The sequence below is a fragment of the Methylomonas koyamae genome (genome assembly GCF_006483455.1).
In the GTDB taxonomy this organism is placed as follows: domain Bacteria; phylum Pseudomonadota; class Gammaproteobacteria; order Methylococcales; family Methylomonadaceae; genus Methylomonas; species Methylomonas koyamae_B.
In genome coordinates this window covers 41,074-61,263 of the sequence record NZ_PPPU01000016.1, presented here as the reverse complement: position 1 = coordinate 61,263, position 20,190 = coordinate 41,074, and the positions used below count along the sequence as shown (strand labels likewise).

Here is a 20,190-nt window from a genome sequence, read left to right as displayed (position 1 = left end):
GTTAAATTGGCTGTGTCGGGCAAAAGTAGCAGACCCGGTTCGATCCAACAAGCCGCTCCGGGTCGGCCTTATCAGCCGATTGACAATCGGGCCCGGCGGGGAGTGTCATAGTACGGAGACATCGATTTGACCAAAACAATCCGGGAGGCGGGCGATGCAGGCGGAACAGGAGCTGGACGGGCTGAGGGCGCGGATGCGCCGATCTTACACGCTTGCGGAGGCCGAACTGGTCGCCGAGCTGCAAGCTGCGCTGGCCGATTACAGCCGGCAGGCGGTCAGCGCCGATGCCGAACGCTTGATTACCGAGGTGCGTAACCGGCAAAGCGGCGCCGATTTGTTCCAGGATTTTTTGCAGGAATACGGTTTGCAGAGCAATGAAGGCCTGCAATTGATGGCCTTGGCCGAGGCATTGCTGCGCATCCCGGACCCGGCCACCCAAAACCGGTTTCTGCAGGACAAACTGGCCGGCGGCGATTGGCGCCGGCATTGGGGACACAGCGATTCCTGGCTGATTAACCTCGCCAGCGGCGGTTTGGCACTTGGCGGCAGCATGGAGCGCTTGATTCAGCGTGCCGATTCCGAGTTAAACCTGGCCGCGGCGCTGCTGGAGCGGCTGGGGGAGCCCTTGCTGCGCGCTGCGGTCGCCCAGGCCATGCGCATCTTGGCAGAACATTTCGTCATCGCCGAGGATATCGGTTCGGCCTTGGACCGGGCTCGCCAGTGTCCGCAATACCTGTATTCGTTCGATATGCTCGGCGAGGCGGCGCTGACGGACGCCGACGCCGAGCGCTATTACGCCGGCTACGCCGAGGCCATAGCCGTGCTGGCAACTGTTGCGGGCGGCAGTTTGTTGCGCAATCCGGGCATCTCGGTCAAATTGTCCGCCTTGTGTCCGCGCTACGAAGTGTTGCAGCAAGGCCATGCGGTCGCGGCGATCAGCGTAAAGCTGTTGAATCTGGCCAAGCAGGCCAGGGCGGCGAATATCGGTCTGACGGTCGATGCCGAAGAGGCGGAGCGTCTGGAAATGTCGTTGGACATTTTCGCTGCGGTATTTAACGACCCGGCATTGGCCGGCTGGTCGGGTTTCGGGCTGGCGGTACAGGCCTACCAAAAGCGGGCATTGGCATTGGTCGAATGGCTGGCGGCGTTGGCCGTTTGCGGCAAGCGCCGGATTCCGATCAGGTTGGTGAAAGGTGCGTATTGGGACAGCGAAATCAAACGAGCCCAAGAGGCCGGCTGGGACGATTACCCGGTGTTCACCCGTAAAGCGGCGACCGATTTGTCCTATCTGGCTTGCGCCCAGGCGATTTTGGCGCGGCCGGATTGTTTTTTCGGCCAGTTTGCCACCCATAACGCTCACAGCGTGGCGGCGAGTCGGGCCTTGGCCGGCGCCGCGCATCCCGGCTATGAATTTCAACGCCTGCACGGCATGGGCGAAGCGCTGTACGACACGCTGCTCGCACAATCCGGGTCGGAATTGGCCTGCCGGGTTTACGCCCCGGTCGGGGCCCATCGCGACTTGTTACCTTATCTGGTCCGGCGTTTGTTGGAGAACGGCGCCAACAGTTCGTTCGTCAATCAGGTCGAGAATCCGCAGATTCCGGCCGCGCAATTGGCCATGGATCCGGCCGAGCTTTTGCAGGTCGCGGCCGGTCCGAATTTGGTAGCGCCGCCGGACCTGTTTGCCCCGCAGCGGCGCAACTCCGCCGGTACTAATTTGAGCGATCCATCCGTCCTTCAGCATCTGCGCAGCGAACTGGACCGATACGCCGCAACTGTCTGGCAGGCCTGTCCGCTGGTCGACGGCAAGCGGATAAGCGGTAGCGGCCAGCCGGTTTACAGCCCGTTCGATCGGGGCGCAGTGGTCGGCCAAGTATTGGCCAGTAGCGCGGCCGAGATCGACGCCGCATTGGCCAGCGCCGAGCCGGCATTCAAGCGTTGGTGCTTACAACCCGTGGTCGAACGCGCCGCTTGCCTGCAAACGGTGGCCGATTTATTCGAGCGCCACCGCAGCGAATTGCTGGCATTATGCATCCGCGAGGGTGGTCGCACCTTGAGCGATGCCTTGGCCGAATTGCGCGAGGCGGTCGATTTGTGCCGTTACTATGCCGCCAATGCCTTAGCCTTGTTCGGCCAGGCGCAGCCGCTGCCGGGCCCGACCGGCGAGGACAATAGGTTCAGTTATCGCGGCCGCGGCGTATTCGTTTGTATCAGCCCGTGGAATTTTCCGCTGGCGATTTTCGTCGGCCAAATTGCCGCGGCCTTGCTGGCCGGCAATAGCGTGATCGCCAAACCGGCCGAACAAACTGCGTTGACGGCCATGGCTGCGGTCAGGCTATTGCACCGGGCCGGCGTGCCGAAGCCGGTGTTGCAGTTGCTGCCGGGCGACGGCGAGGGCATCGGCCGGCAGCTACTAAGTGACCCGCGCGTGGTCGGCGTTGCCTTTACCGGGTCGGTAGAAACCGCCAATCTGATTAACCGCCAATTGAGCCTGCGGCCGGGGCCGATTGCGACGCTGATCGCCGAAACCGGCGGACTCAACGCGATGCTGGCGGACAGTTCCGCGCACACGGAGCAGCTGGTGCGGGACGCGGTGCAATCGGCCTTCAATAGTGCCGGCCAGCGCTGTTCGGCGTTGCGGGTGCTGTTTCTGCCGGAGGAGACCTGCGAGGCAGTGAGCGAGCGCCTGATCGGCGCGATGCGCTTGTTGCGGCTGGGCTCGCCGTGGGAGTTCGAGACCGACGTTGGTCCGATCATCGACGCTGCCGCCTTGGCTGCATTGCATCGACACATGCAATACCTGGCGGAGGTCGGCAGTGTGCTGTTCCGGGTCCCGCTGCCTGAACAGTGTGCGGCCGGCTATTTTTTTTCGCCGACTTTGGTGCGGATTCCAAGCCTCTCCGTGCTGGAGCGAGAGGTGTTCGGGCCGATTCTACACATTGTCAGTTACCGCAGCGGCGAGTTGGAGCAGGTGGTCGACGCCATCAACGCCAGCGGTTACGGCCTGACCTTGGGGCTGCATACCCGGCTGGAATCGACGATGCAATACGTGGCGCGGCACGCCAGAGTCGGCAATTTGTACATCAATCGCAATATGATCGGGGCGGTCGTCGGGGTGCAGCCGTTCGGCGGGATGGGTTTGTCCGGCACCGGGCCGAAGGCTGGCGGGCCGAATTACCTATTGCGGTTTGCGGTCGAGCAAACCGTCAGTATCAACACCGCCGCGATCGGCGGCAATCCCGGCTTGTTGCAGAACCGCGGCTGACGGCGCCGCTTCGGTCTGGCGCTATACGGTAGCGTTTAATGTCTGGGGATCACCCTGGAAGGGTTGGAAATGAATGGTATATTTGTAGGATAACTCTTACGCACTTAGCACTAGGCATGCTCACAAATGAACGTAACCAATCCGCAATCAGGTTCCAACGACCAGGGTGGCGTACGTGCTTTGCTGCGCGATGCGACCGGGATGCAACACGACCAGCTAAACCGGCATGCTTTATTGGCGGGATTGGTTAGACCGGACTATGCTTTAGCCACATACCAATTGTTACTGCAGGCATTATTTCGGACTTACGCCGGTTTGGAGCCTGGCCTCGCCGCATTTTCCAAGCGTCAACTTGCCGGTTTGGATTATGTGGCCAGGGCCAAACTGTCGTGGTTGCAAGCCGATTTAGATCACTTCGGGATTGACTCGGCCTTGCTGAAACCCGCCGATTTGCCGCTTCCGCAAATTGACAGCATTGGCGACTACGTCGGCGCGCTTTACGTGGTCGAAGGGTCCACGTTGGGCGGCCAAATGATTGCCAAGTGTCTCGGTCAAAATTTGGGGCTATCGGCCGATGCCGGCGCCCGTTTTTATGCCGGTTACGGCGCCGCCACCACAAGCATGTGGCGCGGCTTTATCGATTTTGCCGAATCGATTGCCGCCGACACCGCACAAGTCACAGCGGCGCAGCTTGCCGCCAAACGGATATTCGCTTTTTTTAAACAACAGTTCGATCTCGCGTTAGTGGCGGAGTTCGGGAGCGGGAGTGGCAACCATGACTAACATTACCCGCGAGCAACTGGAGCAGGCATTGCAGAAATGTGCTTCCGAGCCCATCCACCAGATCGGCCAGATTCAGCCGCACGGTGTGCTGTTGGTGCTCGATCCGGCATCGGCGCTGCAAATCGTCCAAGCCAGCGTGAATCTGGACCAGATTTTCGAGGTGTCTGCCGAACAGGCATTGGGTCTGACATTTGCCGATTTAGGCGGCGCCAGGGCAGCGGAGCAATTGCAGGCATTGACCGAGGTCGCACTTGGCCGCGACACGGCGGCCGGCAAACTCAGCGTGGTCGTGGCCGGGGCCTCGCGGGAGCTACAGGCGCATGTCTATCTGAGCAACGGTGGTTTTGCCGTCGAATTGATGGCGGATCAGACCGATCATAAAGAAACCCGCTTGGCGGAATTGTTGTTGCAGATGCAGGACGTCCTGTTGCATATCGATACCGACCGCGAATACTTACGCTATTTCGATCAGGTGGCGATCCTGGTGCGGACGCTGTGCGGCTACGATAGTGTGATGGTTTACCGCTTCGATTCCGAATGGAACGGCGAAGTGATCAGCCAAAGCCGGATCGAAACCGCACCTTCCTATTTGGGTTTGCATTTTCCGGCCAGTGATATACCCGCTCAGGCGCGGCGTTTGTACACGCTGAATCTGGTGCGCGTCGTTGCGGATATCGAGGCGGACCCGGTGCCGTTGCTACCGGCGCTGAATCCCTTGGCGGCCGAACCGCTGGATATGACTTATTCCGCTCTGCGTTGCTTGTCGCCGATCCATATCCAATACCTGCGCAATATCGGCGTAAGCGCCTCCATGGTGGTATCGATCATGCAAAATGGCCGGCTGTGGGGGCTGATTGCCTGCCATCACCACGCGCCGAAGCAGGTGTCGCTGGCCGAACGCGAGGCCGTGACCTTTATCAGCCGGATGACCTCGGCCAAGCTTTCGGGCATAGAAGCGGTAGAACAGCACCGTCACGTCACGAGCGCTAACCACTTGATCGGCGAACTGCTGAACTACATCTTTACCAGTCAGGAAGAGACCATTTTGCAGCGCTTGCTGCCTGAGTTGATGCAGTTGTTGCATGCCGACGGGGTCGTTGCCTTGGTCGAAGGCAAGCGCCATTGCCACGGCCTGACGCCCGATTCCGAACAACTGGACGGCCTGTTGCAATGGTTGAGCGGCAAGTCCGGCACCAGCTCGTTCAGTTGCGACCATCTGGAGCAACATTTTCCGCCGGCGATGAACTACCGGGATATCGCCTCCGGTGTACTGTGTACCCCGTTGTCCGGAGGTGTCCGAAACGGGATTGTCTGGTTTCGGGTGGAAAAGCCGCGCACGGTGAACTGGGCCGGTCATGCCGAGAAAGGTCTGGTAGCGGACGAGGCCGGCGGTTATCGGCTGACGCCGCGCAAGTCTTTCGAGGTTTGGAGCGAGTTATGGCGCGGCCGCAGCGCACCCTGGACCCACGTCGAGTTGGGTGTGGCGAATATGCTGGCGATAACGCTGCCCGAGGGGCTGGCCCAAAAAAGCCGGCTGGACCAGGCCTTGAAGGCGCAGCGTTTGCTGGATGCGGAGCTGCGAATCGCGGCGACGGCGTTCGAGTCGCAGGAAGGCATTTTGGTGCTGGACTCCGCCCACAATATCTTGCGGGTGAACCGGGCTTTTTCCCGGATTACCGGCTACCCGGCGGAATTCGTGGTCGGTAAGAATCCGCGCGATTTACAACTGGATATACAGCGGATTAGCGATTACGCCGCGATGTGGGATGCGGTCGAGGCCGATGGGGCCTGGGAAGGGGAAACGATTCTCCGGTCCATCGACGGCCGTTTGTTCCCGATCCATTTGGCCATCTCCGCGGTCACGGACCAGGAGGGCAATCTAAAAAACTATGTCGCCAGCTTCATCGACATCAGCCAGTTGAAAGCCGCCTCCGAAGAAATCGAACGTTTGGCGTTCTACGACGCTTTAACCGGATTACCGAATCGGCGGCTATTGCAAGACCGCTTGAAGCACTGTTTGGCGATCAGTTCTCGCAGCGGCCGACCGGGGGCGTTGTTGTTTATCGATCTGGATAATTTCAAGATGTTGAACGACACGCTGGGCCACGATATGGGCGATCTGCTCCTGCAACAAGTCGGCCGGCGCTTGTCGGGTTGCGTGCGCGAGGGCGATACGGTGGCCCGTCTCGGCGGCGACGAGTTTGTGGTGATGTTGAGCGAACTGGGTGACGACAAACTCGATGCTTCGGCGCAAACCGAGATCGTTGCCAACAAGATTCTGGTAAGGCTGACCAAGCCTTATTTGTTGAAAGAACACGAATACAGAAACTCGCCCAGCATCGGCGCCGTATTATTCCGCGACCACGAATTCGATATCGAGGCCTTGTTGAAGCAGGCCGATATTGCGATGTACCAAGCCAAGAAGGCCGGCAAAAACACCGTGCGCTTTTTCGATCCGCAAATGCAGGCCAATATTAACTCCAGAATGCGATTGGAAGCCGAGTTACACCGGGCCTTGGCCGAAAACCGGTTTCTGCTGCATTACCAACCCCAGGTCGGTAAAAACCATGAGGTATCCGGCGCCGAAGTGCTGATTCGTTGTCTGCATCCGGAATCCGGCTTGATTCCACCGAAGGATTTCATCCCGTTGGCGGAGGAAATCGGTTTGATTACTCCGATCGGCCAATGGGTGTTGGAAACGGCATGCCGGCAGTTAAAACGCTGGGAAGCCAATCCCAATACCCGGCATTTGCAATTGGCGGTGAATGTCAGCCCCAGACAATTTCGCCAGGCCGATTTTGTCGGCAAGGTGGTGCGTATCGTCAGGGATGCGGCAATCAAACCCGGTCATTTGAAATTGGAATTGACCGAAAGTTTGGTACTGGACGACATCGACGACACCATCGTCAAAATGCATGCGCTACGCGATTTCGGCGTCTGCTTTGCGATGGACGATTTCGGTACCGGCAATTCGTCCCTGTCCAATCTGCGCAAGCTGCCGATTGCGCAATTGAAAATCGACCAGAGTTTTATCCGGGACATTTTAGAAAACCCCGACGATACCGTGATCGTGCAAACCATCATCGCGATGGCGAAAAATCTGGGGATGGATGTGATTGCCGAGGGGGTCGAAACCGGTGCGCAGCGTTCCTTTCTGGAGCAGCACGGTTGCGATGCGTTTCAAGGTTATTTGTTCGGCAAGCCGATGCCGATCGCCGATTTCGAGGCCCTGTTGCGCGGCGGTTTGCCGCAGGCCTGAGCAGACGGAGCGCCTGCCTGTGTCGGGTTGCGGATGGCGGACAAATTGCGATCTCGCAACTATGCTTACCCGACTTTATTAACCCTCGCCAGCCATGCCGCCGTCTTTGAATAAAAAACTGACCGTCACCTATCGCTTTTGGAAAAAGCTGTTGGTTTTGTGTTTGGGCTTGCCCCTGGCGTTAGTGCTGGTTTGGGTGGGTTTGAGCAGTAACTTTTATTTGTTGGAAGTGAGTTTTGTACTGTTTAGTGTGTATGTGTTCAGATGGTGCGGCCAGATTCTGAATACGCGTTGGTTCACGTTCTACCCCGATAAAATTGTCAAGCGCGGTTGGTTTGGAGAAACCGCAATTCCGACCCACTCTCTGGCCTTAAAACAAAACAAACAAGACGGCATCGAATCGCTGTATTTTTTTCACGGCACCGACAAAAATAGCCGCGAATCGGTCACTGTAAACGGTAGTTATCTGTCGGAAGAGCACCGACTGTGGCTGGATTCCTACCGGCGCAATATTTACCGGATCGGCGATTTTATGCGGGCGCCGAGCAGCAATAGCGCGGCTTGCGTCGAGTTCGAAAAGGCGGTGGCCAGCTTTCGTTTCATTACCATCCTGACCATCTTGTACTTGTTGGTGTATGTCGTCTACGCCACTTACCTGTCCTGGCATTACCCGGTCTTCAACGGTTATGCGCCGGCGGCGTCGATTTGGCCGATTCGGGTATTGTTCGTTGCGGCAGCGTTGGCTGCCTATCCGCTGTTGCGTCTGCAAGCCCGCCTGCCGTTGGCCGAGCGCAATTACAACCAGCGCGTACAGCGCGGCCAAAGCCTGGCCTTACGCTCGGCCTTGCTGGCGAACGGCGTAGCCTGGCTGGGTTTGCCGCTGTGCCTGTTAACCGGCAACAAACTGGATTTTTACATGCTGTTGTTGGTCGGCGGCGTTTACCATCGCGATTTCTATCCGCGGCTGTCGGATTGGGAGCAGTTGTTGCAAGTGGCCCCGGAAGGTCAAAGCGTGCCGCCGATTCCGCGCCGCTCGCTGCAGGTCTCGCTGGCTTTGCTCGGCAGCCTGTCCTTGGCCGGTTACGCCGGCCAGCCCGGCGATTTCAAAATTCGGCAGGATTGCACCGACGCCAACGGCAATCCGGTCGAATGCGACAACAGCCATAGCGGCGGCCACGGCGGCGGTTCCGGTTCCAGTTACCGCGGCGGCAGCGACGACGGCCACAGCGGCACCCGCCGCGGCGGTTTCGGCTCGTTCGGCGGTTCGCACGGCTTTTTCGGCGGCTGAGATGCAACGCCTGGAACGGCAAGCGCGCGCCGACTGGCGGCAACGGCTGGAAGCGGTCGGCATGAATTTCCATACCATAGACGGCGCCGTTTATTGGGACGAATCGGCCTGCTACCGCTTCAGCCGCAGCCAGATCGACGTGCTGGACGACGCCACCGCCGAACTGCATCGACTTTGTTTGCAAGCTGTCGAACAAGTGATCCGTCGCGATTGGTTCGAGCGGCTGCGGATTCCGCGTTGGGCCGCGCCCTATCTGACCGCATCCTGGGAACGCGGCGACCCGAGTTTGTTCGGCCGCTTCGATCTGGCCTGGGACGGCAGCGGGCCGCCGAAATTGCTGGAATACAATGCCGACACGCCGACCGCGTTGCCGGAGGCGGCCGTCGTGCAATGGTTCTGGCTGACCGATTGTTTCCCGCAGGCCGATCAGTTCAATTCCATCCACGAAAAACTGATCGCCTTCTGGCAAGGCTATCGGCACAGCCACGCCGAGGTCTATTTTGCCGGCGTCGCCGACAGCGACGAAGATGCCGGCAATGTCGCCTATTTGATGGACACTGCGTTGCAGGCCGGTATTCGCCCACATTGGCTGGCGATCGAAGACATCGGCTGGCAGGCGGCGGCGCAACAATTCGTTGATTTGCAGGATCGGCCGATTCGGAGTCTATTCAAACTGTACCCCTGGGAATGGCTGCTGCGCGAGGAATTCGGCCCCTATCTGCCCAAAGCCAATCCGAGCCTGCTGGAGCCGGCCTGGAAGCAAATCCTCAGCAACAAAGGCATTCTGCCGATCTTGTGGGAATTGTTCGAAGGCCACCCCAACTTGCTGCCGGCCAGCTTCGCCGATAAGCCCATGCTCGGCGACTTTGTACGCAAGCCGCTGTATTCGCGCGAAGGCGCTAACATCGAAATCCGCCGCGGCAGCAGCGTCGTCGAGTCCGCCGGCCTGTACGGCGACGACGGCTATATCTACCAGCGTTATACGCCGCTGCCCGAGTTCGCCGGCAACTATCCGGTGATCGGTTCCTGGGTCGTCGCCGGCCAGCCGGCCGGTATCGGCATTCGCGAGGACAAAACCGAAATCACCGGCAACAATAGCCGGTTCGTACCGCATTTTTTCGTCGAGGACTGATTATGCCCACCATCGATTTAGCCGAGTTAGCGGCCGCAGCCAACGGCTTTGTTTTGCATTTTCTGGCGGCTGTCGCGCTCAGCGCGCTGTTCGGTTTTTGCTATTTGCAGATCACGCCGTATGCCGAGTTCAAATTGATCCGCGCCGGTAAAACCGCGCCGGCGCTGGCCTTCACCGGTGCCGTGCTCGGGTTTGCGCTGGCCTTGGCCGGGGCGATTGCCAACAGCGTTTCCTTTACCGACATGCTGATCTGGGCCGGAGTCGCCTTTTTCGTTCAAACCTTGGTGTTCGTCGGCGTGCGTCTGGCTTTTGCCGATTTATGCGAACGCATCGCCGGCGACGAAATCGGTCCGGCGGTGGTATTGGCCGGGTTTTCGCTGGCGGCCGGGGTACTGAGCGCCGCCTGCATGAGTTACTGATGGCCGAGTCGATTGGGCCGCAGCGGATTTTGATCGTTGAGGACGAACCGGCAATTGCCGATACTTTGATTTACGCGCTGCGCCAAAACGGTTATCAGCCCGAGCATGCCGATTTGCTGCAAACCGGCTTGGCCCGCTTGCAAGCCGAGTCGTTTGCGCTGGCGATCCTGGATGTCGGTTTGCCGGACGGCTCCGGCTTCGAGTTGTGCCGGCAATTGCGCCGGTTTTCGCAAATACCGGTGATGTTTTTGACCGCGCACGGCGACGAGATCGACCGCATCGTCGGCCTGGAAATCGGTGCCGACGATTATGTGACCAAGCCGTTCAGCCCGCGCGAAGTGGCGGCGCGGGTCGGCGCCATCCTGCGCCGGATGCAGCCGGCGCCGATCCAGCCGGGTAACGCCGATTTCGAGCTGGACGGCCAGGCCGGTCGCATCCGTTATTGCGGCCGCTTGCTGGAACTGACTCGCTACGAATATTTGCTATTGAAACTGCTGATCGAACACCCGACGCGGATTTTTTCGCGCGAGCAACTGCTGGAACGGGTCTGGCGCGATCCGGGCGACGTGTTCGATCGCACCGTCGATACCCATATCAAAACCTTGCGCGCCAAACTGCGCGCCATCGCCGACGCCGATCCGATCCGTACCCATCGCGGCCTGGGCTACAGCCTGGAAAGCCGATGAAATTGTCGGTACGGCTGTTTTTGGGCTATTTCCTGCTGGTCGCGGTCACCGGGCAATTGGTGTTGCTGCTGGTGGTCAAGCAAATCAGCCCCGGCGTGCGCATGGCGCTGGAGGCCAGCCTGGTCGACACCGCCAACCTGCTGGCCGAACTCGCGGCACCCGATCTGGCACGGGGGGCGATTGCCGACGGCCAATTCGCCGACGCGGTGCGGCGCTACAGCAAGCGGCCGGTGTCGGCGACGATATTCGGCTTTCCGAAACAAAGTCTGGATTACCGGGTGTACGTCACCGATGCCGCCGGCATCGTCCGCTTCGATTCGGCCGGCAGCGCGCTCGGCGAAAATTACGCGCGCTGGAACGACGTTTATCTGACCTTGCAAGGCCGCTACGGCGCCCGTTCCAGTCAATCGGACCCCGACGACAAGCGCAGTTCGACCATGCATGTGGCGGCGCCGGTGCGCGACGGCGAAAAATTGATCGGCGTCGTCACGGTGGCTTATCCGACCGCGTTGCTGCAACCCATCGTCGAGGCCGGGAAGGCCGCGGTCCAGCGCGGTGCGCTGTGGTTGTTCGGCGGCGCGCTGTTGTTCGGCGCGGTGTTCAACTGGCGTTTGACCCGGGCGATCGATTTGTTGGTGGCTTACGCCCGTGCCGTGACCTCCGGCGGCAAAGCCACGCCGCCGAAATTGCACAGCGTGGAATTGGCGACCTTGGCCCAAACCCTGGAAACGATGCGCCGCGAGTTGGAAGGCAAGCAATACGTCGAACGCTATGTGCAAACTCTGACCCACGAAATGAAGAGCCCGCTGGCGGCAATCCGCGGTGCGGCGGAATTGCTGGAAGACCCGTTGCCCGACGCCGAGCGCCGCCGCTTTGCCGGCAACGCCCGCGAGCAGGCGGAACGGCTGGACCAATTGATCGAACGCCTGTTGGGATTGGCGGCGTTGGAGCAACGCCAGCAGTTGGCCGAACCCAAGCGGCTGGATTTGGCCGCGTTGGCGCAAGCCGTCGCCGCCGAAAAAGCCGCGCCGCTGGCGCAACGGCAGCTCGGCGTCGCCTTCGAGTGTGCCGGGGAGTTGCCGGTGCTGGGCGAGGAATTCCTGTTGCGCCAAGCCTTGTCCAATCTGCTGGATAACGCCATCGCCTTCGCCCCGGCCGGCTCGCTGATCGAAATCGATGGCCGCAGCGAAAACCAGCGCGCGCACTTGTGTATCCGCGACCACGGTCCGGGCATCCCCGATTATGCCTTGCCGCGCCTGTTCGAACGTTTTTACTCGCTGCCGCGGCCGGATACCGGCCGCAAAAGCACCGGTCTGGGTCTGGCCTTCGTCCGCGAAGTGGCCGTGTTGCACGGCGGCGAAATCGAGGTCGGCAACGCCGAGGGCGGCGGGGCGAAGGCGGTTTTGAGTTTCCCCGCGGCTTAGTGCTGCCGGGCCGGCGAATCCTTGAAAAATATGTTATCCGCATCACATAATTCGCTATTATTCTCGACCATTGCCGCAGCGAATTCGGCTGGGCCTAACCCTTGCAACCCGGAAAGTCAGACCAGATGAAGCATTCCAAACTGATGCCGCAACCGAGTGGACGCGCGGACGCGCGGTCGATTGCCTTCAACGGTTCGGCGGCTGTTTGCCGCGCCAATGAACCGCCTTTATTGAAAAATCCGTATCGGTTGGCCGCCGTTGGGCTGTTGGCGGTCGCCACCATCCCGGCTGACGCCGCGTCGTTGGATCAACAGATTCGCGCGCTGCTGGCCAAGGACGGCAACCAACTCGGTTGCGCGCAATTGGTGGGCAGTTCGCCGCGCCAGACGGGCGGCGGTCAGCAGCCGTTGAATTTCGGTCCGCAATTGGCCAGTTTATGCGGCACCATCCCGGCCGGGAATCCGCCGCCGCCAGGCGGTGCGCCCGGTGGCGGCGCGGCGGGAAGTTCGGCTGCCGGCGCGGCGTTTTCCGCCCTCGGCCAAGCCGATCTCGTCCTGAAAAAACGCCGCGGCCAAGCGGACGCCGGCCAGGATGTCGCCAAGGGCGGTGCTGCCGGGGACGGCGAGATGGCCTTGTTACCCGGCGTGAATCTGTTTTTCAACGCCGATTACCGAGCATTGGATCGGCGCCAAACCGAATTGGAGCGGGGATATGTCTCCAACGAGGCTGGCTTCAGCCTGGGTCTCGACACCATGCCGACCGACTGGGCCGTGGCCGGGTTGGCGGTCAATTACTCGCGCTGGCACGGCGACCAGCTTAACGGTGGCGGCTTCGACACCGACTCCTACGGGCCGACCTTGTTCGCCTCCTTGTTTCCCTGGCAAGGCTTTTTCGCCGACCTGTCATTTCAATACCTGCGCAAAGACGGCAGCAACGCCAATCGCCGCGATTACTTGCGCGAAGACAACACCAATTTCGGCGGTGCGATCAGCGGAACGCCCGGTGCCGACCAATTCGAGGGCAATCTGTCTACCGGCTACGACTTGACGCTAGGCGGTTTGACTCTCGGTCCCCGCGCCACGGTCCGCTACCGCCACGCGGCGATGGACGCGTATAGCGAGCAGGGTAGCTCCGGCCTGGAACTGCGCTATCTGGCGGACCGGCTGACCTCGGTGCAATCCAGCGTCGGCGCCCAGGCATCGTATGCAATCAGTACCTCGTGGGGTGTATTGGTGCCGCAGGTCAACGCCGATTGGACCCACGAATACGACAACGGCCAGCGCACGATTTACGTGCAATTCGCGCAAGATTTCCGCGCGCTGCCGACCACGTTCGGTTTCCAAACCGACCGGCCCGACCGGGATTTTTTCCATGTCGGCGGCGGCCTGGTCGCGGTAATGCCCAACGGCTGGCAGGCTTACGCCAATTTCGACGCTTTGCTCGGCCACGCCTATTTCGACAATTACATCGGGACCATCGGCATCCGCCTGGGCTTGTAACAAAACGGGACACAGGCCTGGTGCTTTGCTGAAATTCAGTTCCGCTTCGAGCACTATTTCCTTGCCTTATGTGAGGTTAAATCGGTAATCTGCGGCTGGTTTTTCCGTTGGCGCCCGCAACCGGGCGTTCGGAGAGTGGCGGATTTTTCTTGGTAGGGGTGAGCGCACGATGACACAGAAAATTATTGCGGTGGCAGTGAATCAAGACGGCACGATTGCGGCACACGCCGGCCGCGCGGCGAATTGGCGGGTCTACGTCGCTTCCGAGTCCGGGGTGGAACTGGCCTGGACGCTGAATTTGACCGAATTCGGCGGCCTGCACGAATGGCACGTGCGCGGCGACGGCAACCGGCATCCGCTGCATGATGTGGACGTGGCGATCGCGGCATCGGCCGGCGACGGCGTGATTCGCCGCTTGGCGGAACGCAATACCGAACTGCTCACCACCAGCGAAACCTCGCCGCTGCAAGCGATCGCGGCCTATCTGGCCGGAACGCTCGCCGCCGGTCTGCCGCACGACGAACAGCAATGCCTGAACGGCCATCCCTGATCACCGATAGTTAGCATTGCCGGCCTGACGCCGTTCGCGTTGGCTTGGGTAATACACTTACCTTTTGCACTGTTTTATTAATCAAAACAATCAATTGAACATAGCGTGTATTGTCGATTTGTAATGCACCGGTATAGTGAAAGCGTATTTTCATTGCGACCGAATCACGGTCTGGGAGGCAACATGAAAATCGCTAATACCGGAAGTTTCGGTTTGACGATCGCGGCACTGGCTACGGCCGGTTTGGCGGGCATTTTACCGATCGATTTTGTTGTGCCGGCAGTGTTGTTCGCGTTGTTGGTACGCGGTAGCGTTGCGTTAATTGAAAAGGCGCTCAACGGTGCCGACCAGCCTAAAGAACTGGATCGGCATTGATCGTCAAGCTTTTGTTAGCCTGGCCCTAATTCTTACTGGTATTCCGTTGCTACCCTCCGGGGGACAAAGGCGGACGGTATTTAAGGGCCGGGTTAATTACAATGGTGCGGGGGACTGAAGCAGTCCTTGTCCGGCGTGGGTAAAAGCCGGTTAAGCCGATTGGTCTTCCATCGCAGTACCGTTCTGGTCGAAGCTCAATACCGCGATCTCGCCGTCCGCATCGGTAATTTCGGCGTCGGCCAAAACGCCGTTCGGGTGGTAGCGGTAACGATGGCGCAGTTCGATATCGCCATAGACCAGTTTTTCCAATAACAGCAGGCGTTGGTCGGTGTCGAAAAAGCCGCGGAAGTAAGTGTTGCGGTTTTCCAGATGGCTTTCATCGGGCAGTTCGTTGACCGGTTTCAGCGGTAATTTGACCCCGCTATAGCTGATGAAATAGCGGCAAACACAGTTATCCAATTCCACGTTTCGTTCCTCACAAACCAAAAGCCACATTTCCGCAAATATTGTGCCGGAATATCCGCCGCCGAATTCTCCGGGTTGCTGCCGATTAATCGCGTATTTGCTGTGGTAAATGCTGCGGCGACGGTAGGCTTTGTCGGATTTGCGACATTCGGACTTCGCTACCGAAAACCGGGCGCTAGGCGATACGCGCGGCGGTAGCATCGGCGTCGGTGCCGATTTCCGCTGCCACGCCGGATTCAACCGGTGCTGGCGCCGATTTTGCTTGAGCGAAGTTTTAACTTGCTCAGCCTTCATGAAACTGTTTCTCGACTGGTCGTCTTACCGCAACGCCGGCATGGGCGACGCCTACGCCGACATTCCCAAGCACGGCGCCGATTTCGCCAAGGCGGTGGCGGTGTGCATCGGCAGCAAGCAATGCCAGCAACAGGCCGACAAGGGCGTGATGTGCCCGAGTTTTCGGGTCAGCGCCAATCCGGATTTGTCGCCGGGCGGTCGGGTCAAGTTATTGAAAGCCGCGCTGAACGCCGATAATCCTGAGGCCTTGTTCGATCCGGCCTTGGTTGCCGCAATGGACTTGTGCGTGGCTTGCAAGGGTTGCAAGCGCGAATGCGAAAACGAAGTGGATATGGCGGCGATCAAGGCCGAATTCCTGGCCCAACAAGCCGCCCGGCGCGGGTTGCCGTTGCGCCGCAAATTGTGGGGGCATTTGCCGCGCTTGCTCAAATTCCCGCTGCTGCGCCGTTTGATCGCTTGGCGCAACCGCTCGCCACTGCTGGCCAAACTGGCCGAAACCGCATTAGGCATCAGCGCCAAGGCCGAATTGCCGCTGCCGGCCGAGCGGCCGTTCCATGTGCCGCTACAAACCAGCCTGGCTCTGCACCCGGAATTGAGCGACCGGCAAGTGGTATTGCTGGTCGATACGTTCAATTACTACTTCAATCCGGCCTCGGCCGACGCAGCGAAAAAGCTGTTAAGCGCGGCCGGTTACCACGTCCACGTCGCGACGCCGTCAGCCGACGATAAAGACCAGCGGCCGCTGTGTTGCGGTCGCACCTATTTTTCCAACGGTATGCTCGAACAAGCCCGCTTTGAGGCACGCCGGATGATGGCCGCGTTAGGCGAGCACATCGATGCCGGCCGCAGCATCGTCGGCCTGGAACCGTCCTGCATTCTGAGCCTGCGCGACGAATATCTGAAACTGGATCTGGGCGAATCGGCGCGGAAATTAGCCGAAAAAGTCGTGCTGCTGGAAGAATTCATCGTCCGTGAGCAAAGCGCCAAGCGCTGGACTTTGGCCTTTCAAGCCATTCCGCACTCATCCCGCGTGTTGCTGCACGGCCATTGCCACCAAAAAGCGGTCGGCTCGATCAAATCGGTCCGCAAAATTCTGAAGCAAATCCCCGAGTTGTCGTTCGAATTGATCGAAGCGTCCTGCTGCGGCATGGCCGGCAACTACGGCGTCGAAGCCGAGCATTACGCCGACGCCCAGGCAATGGCCGAACTGGCCTTGTTCCCGGCACTGCGCGCCGAGCCCCACGCGCTGCTGGTCGGCAGCGGTTTTTCCTGCCGCGAACAAATCGTCGGCGGCGGTTTCAGCAAGCCGCTGCATTTATCCGAATTACTTTGTCTTGCCTTACCGTCACAGGAGTGATGCATGAAATTATCCATCGAAAAACCGCACTTGCAGCAACTGTTGGCCGCTCACCCGCGTTTGAACGGACTGAGCGAGCAACTGCGCTTCGGCAGCAAGGCGCAGGTGTTTTACGACCAACTCAGCAGCGCCGAGATGGCAACCTTGGCCGGCATTTACGCCCAGCAAGGCGAGAGCCTGCAACAACAAGCCGCACTGCTGACCGCCTTGCAGCAAGCCTTGAGCGACGACCAGCGCCGCTACGGCCCGGACGATCTGGAAAAACTGCTGCCCGACATCGCCAGCTACTTACTGGACGGAGCGATTCGCGGCTGGTTGTATCATGTCGAACACGGCGGTAGAACCCTGGCCTATTTGATCACCCGGGTCGATTACACGCCGCCCGGCGAGGAAGAAGCCGGCCGCATCCTGATCGAGTTAAAAGCCAACAGCAAGGGCAAGATCGCCATCGAAACCCTGATCATCCGCGGCAAGGACCTGGACCATAAAACCATCCCGGAAATCTTCGCCGGCAAGGGCTATTTAAAGGAAACCGCCGATTTGATCGCCAGCTACGACGAAGCCGCCGGCCGTTATTTCGACTGGCGTGGCCGTTACGGCGAGCAATTCTCCGGCTGGGGCACCGGCATCTACGCCGAAGATCCGACTGCCAGCCACCGCAGCAACGACTGGACCCGCAAGAATACCGTGGTGCTGTCGTCCGGCGGCGGCGCCTGTCGCTTGGTTAACGACGAAAACATCCTCAGCGACCGGGCGCTGACTTTGGAGGCCTCCGGCGACATTTTCGGCACCTATCTGCGCAAGGCCGGCAAAAGCATGCGCTACGACAGCAAAACCGAGAGCCAGATGGAAAAAGCCAAGGCCGAGGTCGGCAAGGGCTTGTTCACCGAATTGCCGGTACACGGCTACATCCTGCTGTTTCATCTGGAATTGCACCACCACGTTTGGGTCCACGTCGACGACATACAGCCCTACGTCTACCAGCCGGAACTGAAACAAAAACTGATTCTGCCGCCCGAACAAACCGATTTGATCGATATCCTCACCGCCGAAATGGACATGCTGATGGACGACATTGTCGAAGGCAAATCCGGCGGCACCACGGTGCTATGCGCCGGACCGGCCGGGGTCGGCAAGACGCTGACCGCCGAGGTCTATTCGGAAATCATCAAGCGGCCGCTGTACCGGGTGCATTCCGGCCAGCTCGGTTTGAACGTCGCCGAAATGGAGAAAACCTTGAAGGAAACCCTGATCCGCGCCCAGCGCTGGGGCGCGGTGATGCTGATCGACGAAGCCGACGTCTATATTAAGAAGCGCGCCGACAACCTGGCCTCCAATGCCGTGGTCGGCGTGTTCCTGCGGGTGCTGGAATACTTCAACGGCCTGCTGTTCCTGACCACCAACCGGGTCGACGACATCGACGAAGCCATAATTTCCCGCTGCATCGCGATGATCCGCTACCACTCGCCCAACAGCGCCGACCGCCGCAAAATCTGGAAAGTGATGACCGAACAGTTCGCGCTGCCGGTCGCGGACGAATTGATCGAACAATTGGTCGACCTGTTCCCCGGCGCCTCCGGTCGCGACATCAAGGGCCTGACCAAACTGGTCGCCAAGTTCTGCCTGCAAAAACAACTGGCACCGACGCTGGACGTGTTTATCCGTTGTTCGGTGTTCAGGGGTTTGGAGTTGGTGGATCAGGCGGCTTGATTACGGTTTCGCGTACTCGCCAGCGTTGATAGAGCGTCGTGCCTTTTCGCAGCGGCGCGCGTCGCGAACCGGTGGCATTCGACATCTGGCTCGCTGCTTGAAGCCTTATTGAGTGCGCCCTTGCGCAGGTTCAGAGCCCAAGGGCATAAAAGCGAAAGGCTATTCAATAGAAGAATTACTAATTCAGCTTCTCCAGCAGCGCTGGTTTTATTTGATCCAGCCAATCTAGAATCCGCGATTTCGTCATCTCGGGTTGATTGTGGTGGTCCAGAACCAAGCCGACAAATTTGCCGTCCACCACCGAGTTGGAATGGGTAAAGTGATAGCCGGCCGTGCTCCAGGCGCCGACCACCTCGGCGCCGTAGCCGGCCACGTAGTGGTACAAATGAATCAAGGAACCGGCGAAGCGATCGTAGTATTTTTTCTGATTGCCCAAGCCAAACAAGGCGATACGCTTGCCGGACAGATCGGCTTCGTCCAGCCGGAACAAAAACTCTTCCCAATTGCCTTCTTCGCTACCGGTGGTGCGGCCGGGGATTTCGCCGACCCCGTAGCTGGGCATCCCCAAAATCAAGGCTTTATAGCTCAACAGCTGGGCGACCGACGCCTGATTCACGTTTACCGGCTCGCTGGCGATATCATCGCCCAGCACGCGATACATGACTTGAGCCATCATTTCGGTCATGCCTTCTTCGGTTCCGTAGAAAATGCCAATTTTGTTCATGGTTTAACCTCGGATTACGGTGTCCATTTAACGAAGCAAAATGTAAACCACTCGCTGTTTTGGAACGGCGGCGATGCGCGCCGGGCGCGGGAAATCTTTCCAGATACCGACAAGCCTGAAATTTCGCCGGTTTTGTCAATGCCGATTCGCTGCCGGCTTAAAAAGCAGCCGAGTGATCTGGGCCTTGCGGGCTTGCGCTTGGTGATTTTGCCGACAATCCGGCCGACAGGGGGATGAGTTTGCGACAAACAGCTCGGAGAAGCGTTAACCTCTGGTTCCCAAGCTCCAGCTCTCATCCTTATACACAAGTGCCGTCATGCCCGCAGGACGCGGGCATCCAGTGGCATGGACGGCAGCTTCAAGCGATCCTTGCAGCCTGGATTCCGGCAATCCCCGCCGGAAAGACGTTTACCAAACAAAGATGTGTATAACGATGAGAGCTCCAGCTTGGGAAGCCACCGCTCGGAAGCTCCAGCTTCCCGACCCAGTCACCAGTCCCGAACCACCTCTATCAAACCTTCCAACCCAGCATAACTTCGCGCGCTGGAATAGCGCCAATGCTCCGGCAAATCCACATAACCCCGCTCAACCGGATTGCGGTGGATGTAATCCAGCTTCTGCCGCATCACCGCATCGCTGCCGATCAACTGCGGATGACTACCTTCCTCCCAGACCTGATACTCGCTCTCGATCTTATGCGGCCGCTTCAGCAACGCCAATAACTCCAACACCCGCTCCGAGCTGCTTTGCTGCAGATAGGCAATGATTTGCTTTGCGGTATAAGCCTTAAACCGCTGCATATCCCGGCTCAAATCCGGCGACGCGGCAATCAGGTGCAAGTGGTTTTCCAGGATTACATAACCGTCGTAAAACGGAAAGCAGGCCAATTTTGTAGGATGGGTAGAGCGCTAGCGAAACCCATCAATCGGGTTGGGTCTTGTTACTTTAATTTTGATGGGT

Annotated in this window: 17 protein-coding genes; 14 read left to right on the top strand and 3 right to left on the bottom strand. The window is 59.2% G+C overall.

Annotated elements, in window-relative coordinates; all coding sequences use genetic code 11:
- Positions 1–154: 154 nt before the first annotated feature.
- The 11 genes from putA (at position 155) to C2U68_RS09405 (ending at position 14,680) form a co-directional block, all read left to right on the top strand.
- Positions 155–3,265, top strand: coding sequence for a bifunctional proline dehydrogenase/L-glutamate gamma-semialdehyde dehydrogenase PutA (gene putA, locus C2U68_RS09455; RefSeq protein ID WP_140912241.1), 3,111 nt, complete (start codon positions 155–157; stop codon positions 3,263–3,265).
- 126 nt (positions 3,266–3,391) lie between these two features.
- Positions 3,392–4,048: a biliverdin-producing heme oxygenase gene (locus C2U68_RS09450; protein WP_140912240.1), complete on the top strand. Its 657-nt coding sequence runs from the start codon at positions 3,392–3,394 to the stop codon at positions 4,046–4,048.
- Complete coding sequence (locus C2U68_RS09445) at positions 4,041–7,307, top strand: EAL domain-containing protein (protein WP_140912239.1); 3,267 nt, start codon at positions 4,041–4,043, stop codon at positions 7,305–7,307. The genes C2U68_RS09450 and C2U68_RS09445 overlap by 8 nt, the downstream gene beginning before the upstream one ends.
- A 106-nt stretch (positions 7,308–7,413) precedes the next feature.
- Positions 7,414–8,595: a hypothetical protein gene (locus tag C2U68_RS09440; RefSeq protein ID WP_140912238.1), complete on the top strand. Its 1,182-nt coding sequence runs from the start codon at positions 7,414–7,416 to the stop codon at positions 8,593–8,595.
- 1 nt (position 8,596) lies between these two features.
- Positions 8,597–9,727: a glutathionylspermidine synthase family protein gene (locus C2U68_RS09435; protein ID WP_140912237.1), complete on the top strand. Its 1,131-nt coding sequence runs from the start codon at positions 8,597–8,599 to the stop codon at positions 9,725–9,727.
- A 2-nt stretch (positions 9,728–9,729) separates the two neighbouring features.
- Entirely contained in the window at positions 9,730–10,146 is a 417-nt protein-coding gene (locus C2U68_RS09430) for a DUF350 domain-containing protein (protein ID WP_140912236.1), read from the top strand.
- Positions 10,146–10,832 (top strand): two-component system response regulator CreB, encoded by a 687-nt coding sequence (creB, locus tag C2U68_RS09425; protein WP_140912235.1) that lies wholly within the window; start codon positions 10,146–10,148, stop codon positions 10,830–10,832. The genes C2U68_RS09430 and creB overlap by 1 nt, the downstream gene beginning before the upstream one ends.
- On the top strand, positions 10,829–12,256 hold the full coding sequence (gene creC / locus C2U68_RS09420; protein ID WP_140912234.1) for a two-component system sensor histidine kinase CreC: 1,428 nt from the start codon (positions 10,829–10,831) through the stop codon (positions 12,254–12,256). Before creB ends, creC begins: the two co-directional genes overlap by 4 nt.
- A gap of 125 nt (positions 12,257–12,381) precedes the next feature.
- Positions 12,382–13,755, top strand: a complete 1,374-nt coding sequence (locus tag C2U68_RS09415; protein ID WP_140912233.1) for an autotransporter outer membrane beta-barrel domain-containing protein — start codon at positions 12,382–12,384, stop codon at positions 13,753–13,755.
- Between the two features lie 169 nt (positions 13,756–13,924).
- The gene (locus C2U68_RS09410) at positions 13,925–14,305 is read left to right on the top strand and encodes a NifB/NifX family molybdenum-iron cluster-binding protein (protein ID WP_140912232.1); all 381 of its coding nucleotides are present in this window, start codon (positions 13,925–13,927) and stop codon (positions 14,303–14,305) included.
- Between the two features lie 183 nt (positions 14,306–14,488).
- The gene (locus C2U68_RS09405; RefSeq protein ID WP_140912231.1) at positions 14,489–14,680 is read left to right on the top strand and encodes a hypothetical protein; all 192 of its coding nucleotides are present in this window, start codon (positions 14,489–14,491) and stop codon (positions 14,678–14,680) included.
- A 150-nt stretch (positions 14,681–14,830) separates the two neighbouring features.
- Here C2U68_RS09405 and C2U68_RS21570 read toward each other — a convergent pair whose 3' ends face one another.
- Positions 14,831–15,439, bottom strand: a complete 609-nt coding sequence (locus C2U68_RS21570; RefSeq protein WP_260839280.1) for a DUF6156 family protein — start codon at positions 15,437–15,439, stop codon at positions 14,831–14,833.
- Between C2U68_RS21570 and C2U68_RS09395 the strand changes: the two genes are divergently transcribed.
- Positions 15,438–16,796 (top strand): (Fe-S)-binding protein, encoded by a 1,359-nt coding sequence (locus tag C2U68_RS09395; RefSeq protein ID WP_140912230.1) that lies wholly within the window; start codon positions 15,438–15,440, stop codon positions 16,794–16,796. The two genes, C2U68_RS21570 and C2U68_RS09395, sit on opposite strands and share 2 nt — an antisense overlap.
- 3 nt (positions 16,797–16,799) lie before the next feature.
- The gene (locus C2U68_RS09390) at positions 16,800–18,506 is read left to right on the top strand and encodes an AAA family ATPase (RefSeq protein ID WP_140912229.1); all 1,707 of its coding nucleotides are present in this window, start codon (positions 16,800–16,802) and stop codon (positions 18,504–18,506) included.
- Positions 18,507–18,684: 178 nt separating this feature from the next.
- Here C2U68_RS09390 and C2U68_RS09385 read toward each other — a convergent pair whose 3' ends face one another.
- The gene (locus tag C2U68_RS09385) at positions 18,685–19,230 is read right to left on the bottom strand and encodes a flavodoxin (RefSeq protein WP_140912228.1); all 546 of its coding nucleotides are present in this window, start codon (positions 19,228–19,230) and stop codon (positions 18,685–18,687) included.
- Between C2U68_RS09385 and C2U68_RS21170 the strand changes: the two genes are divergently transcribed.
- Entirely contained in the window at positions 19,171–19,467 is a 297-nt protein-coding gene (locus C2U68_RS21170; protein ID WP_186289576.1) for a hypothetical protein, read from the top strand. The two genes, C2U68_RS09385 and C2U68_RS21170, sit on opposite strands and share 60 nt — an antisense overlap.
- 251 nt (positions 19,468–19,718) lie before the next feature.
- On the opposite strand, the gene C2U68_RS09380 is transcribed toward C2U68_RS21170, so the two are convergent.
- Positions 19,719–20,117 carry a transposase gene (locus C2U68_RS09380; protein ID WP_260839279.1) on the bottom strand — a complete coding sequence of 133 codons (399 nt, stop codon included), beginning with the start codon at positions 20,115–20,117 and terminating at the stop codon, positions 19,719–19,721.
- Positions 20,118–20,190: the final 73 nt, after the last annotated feature.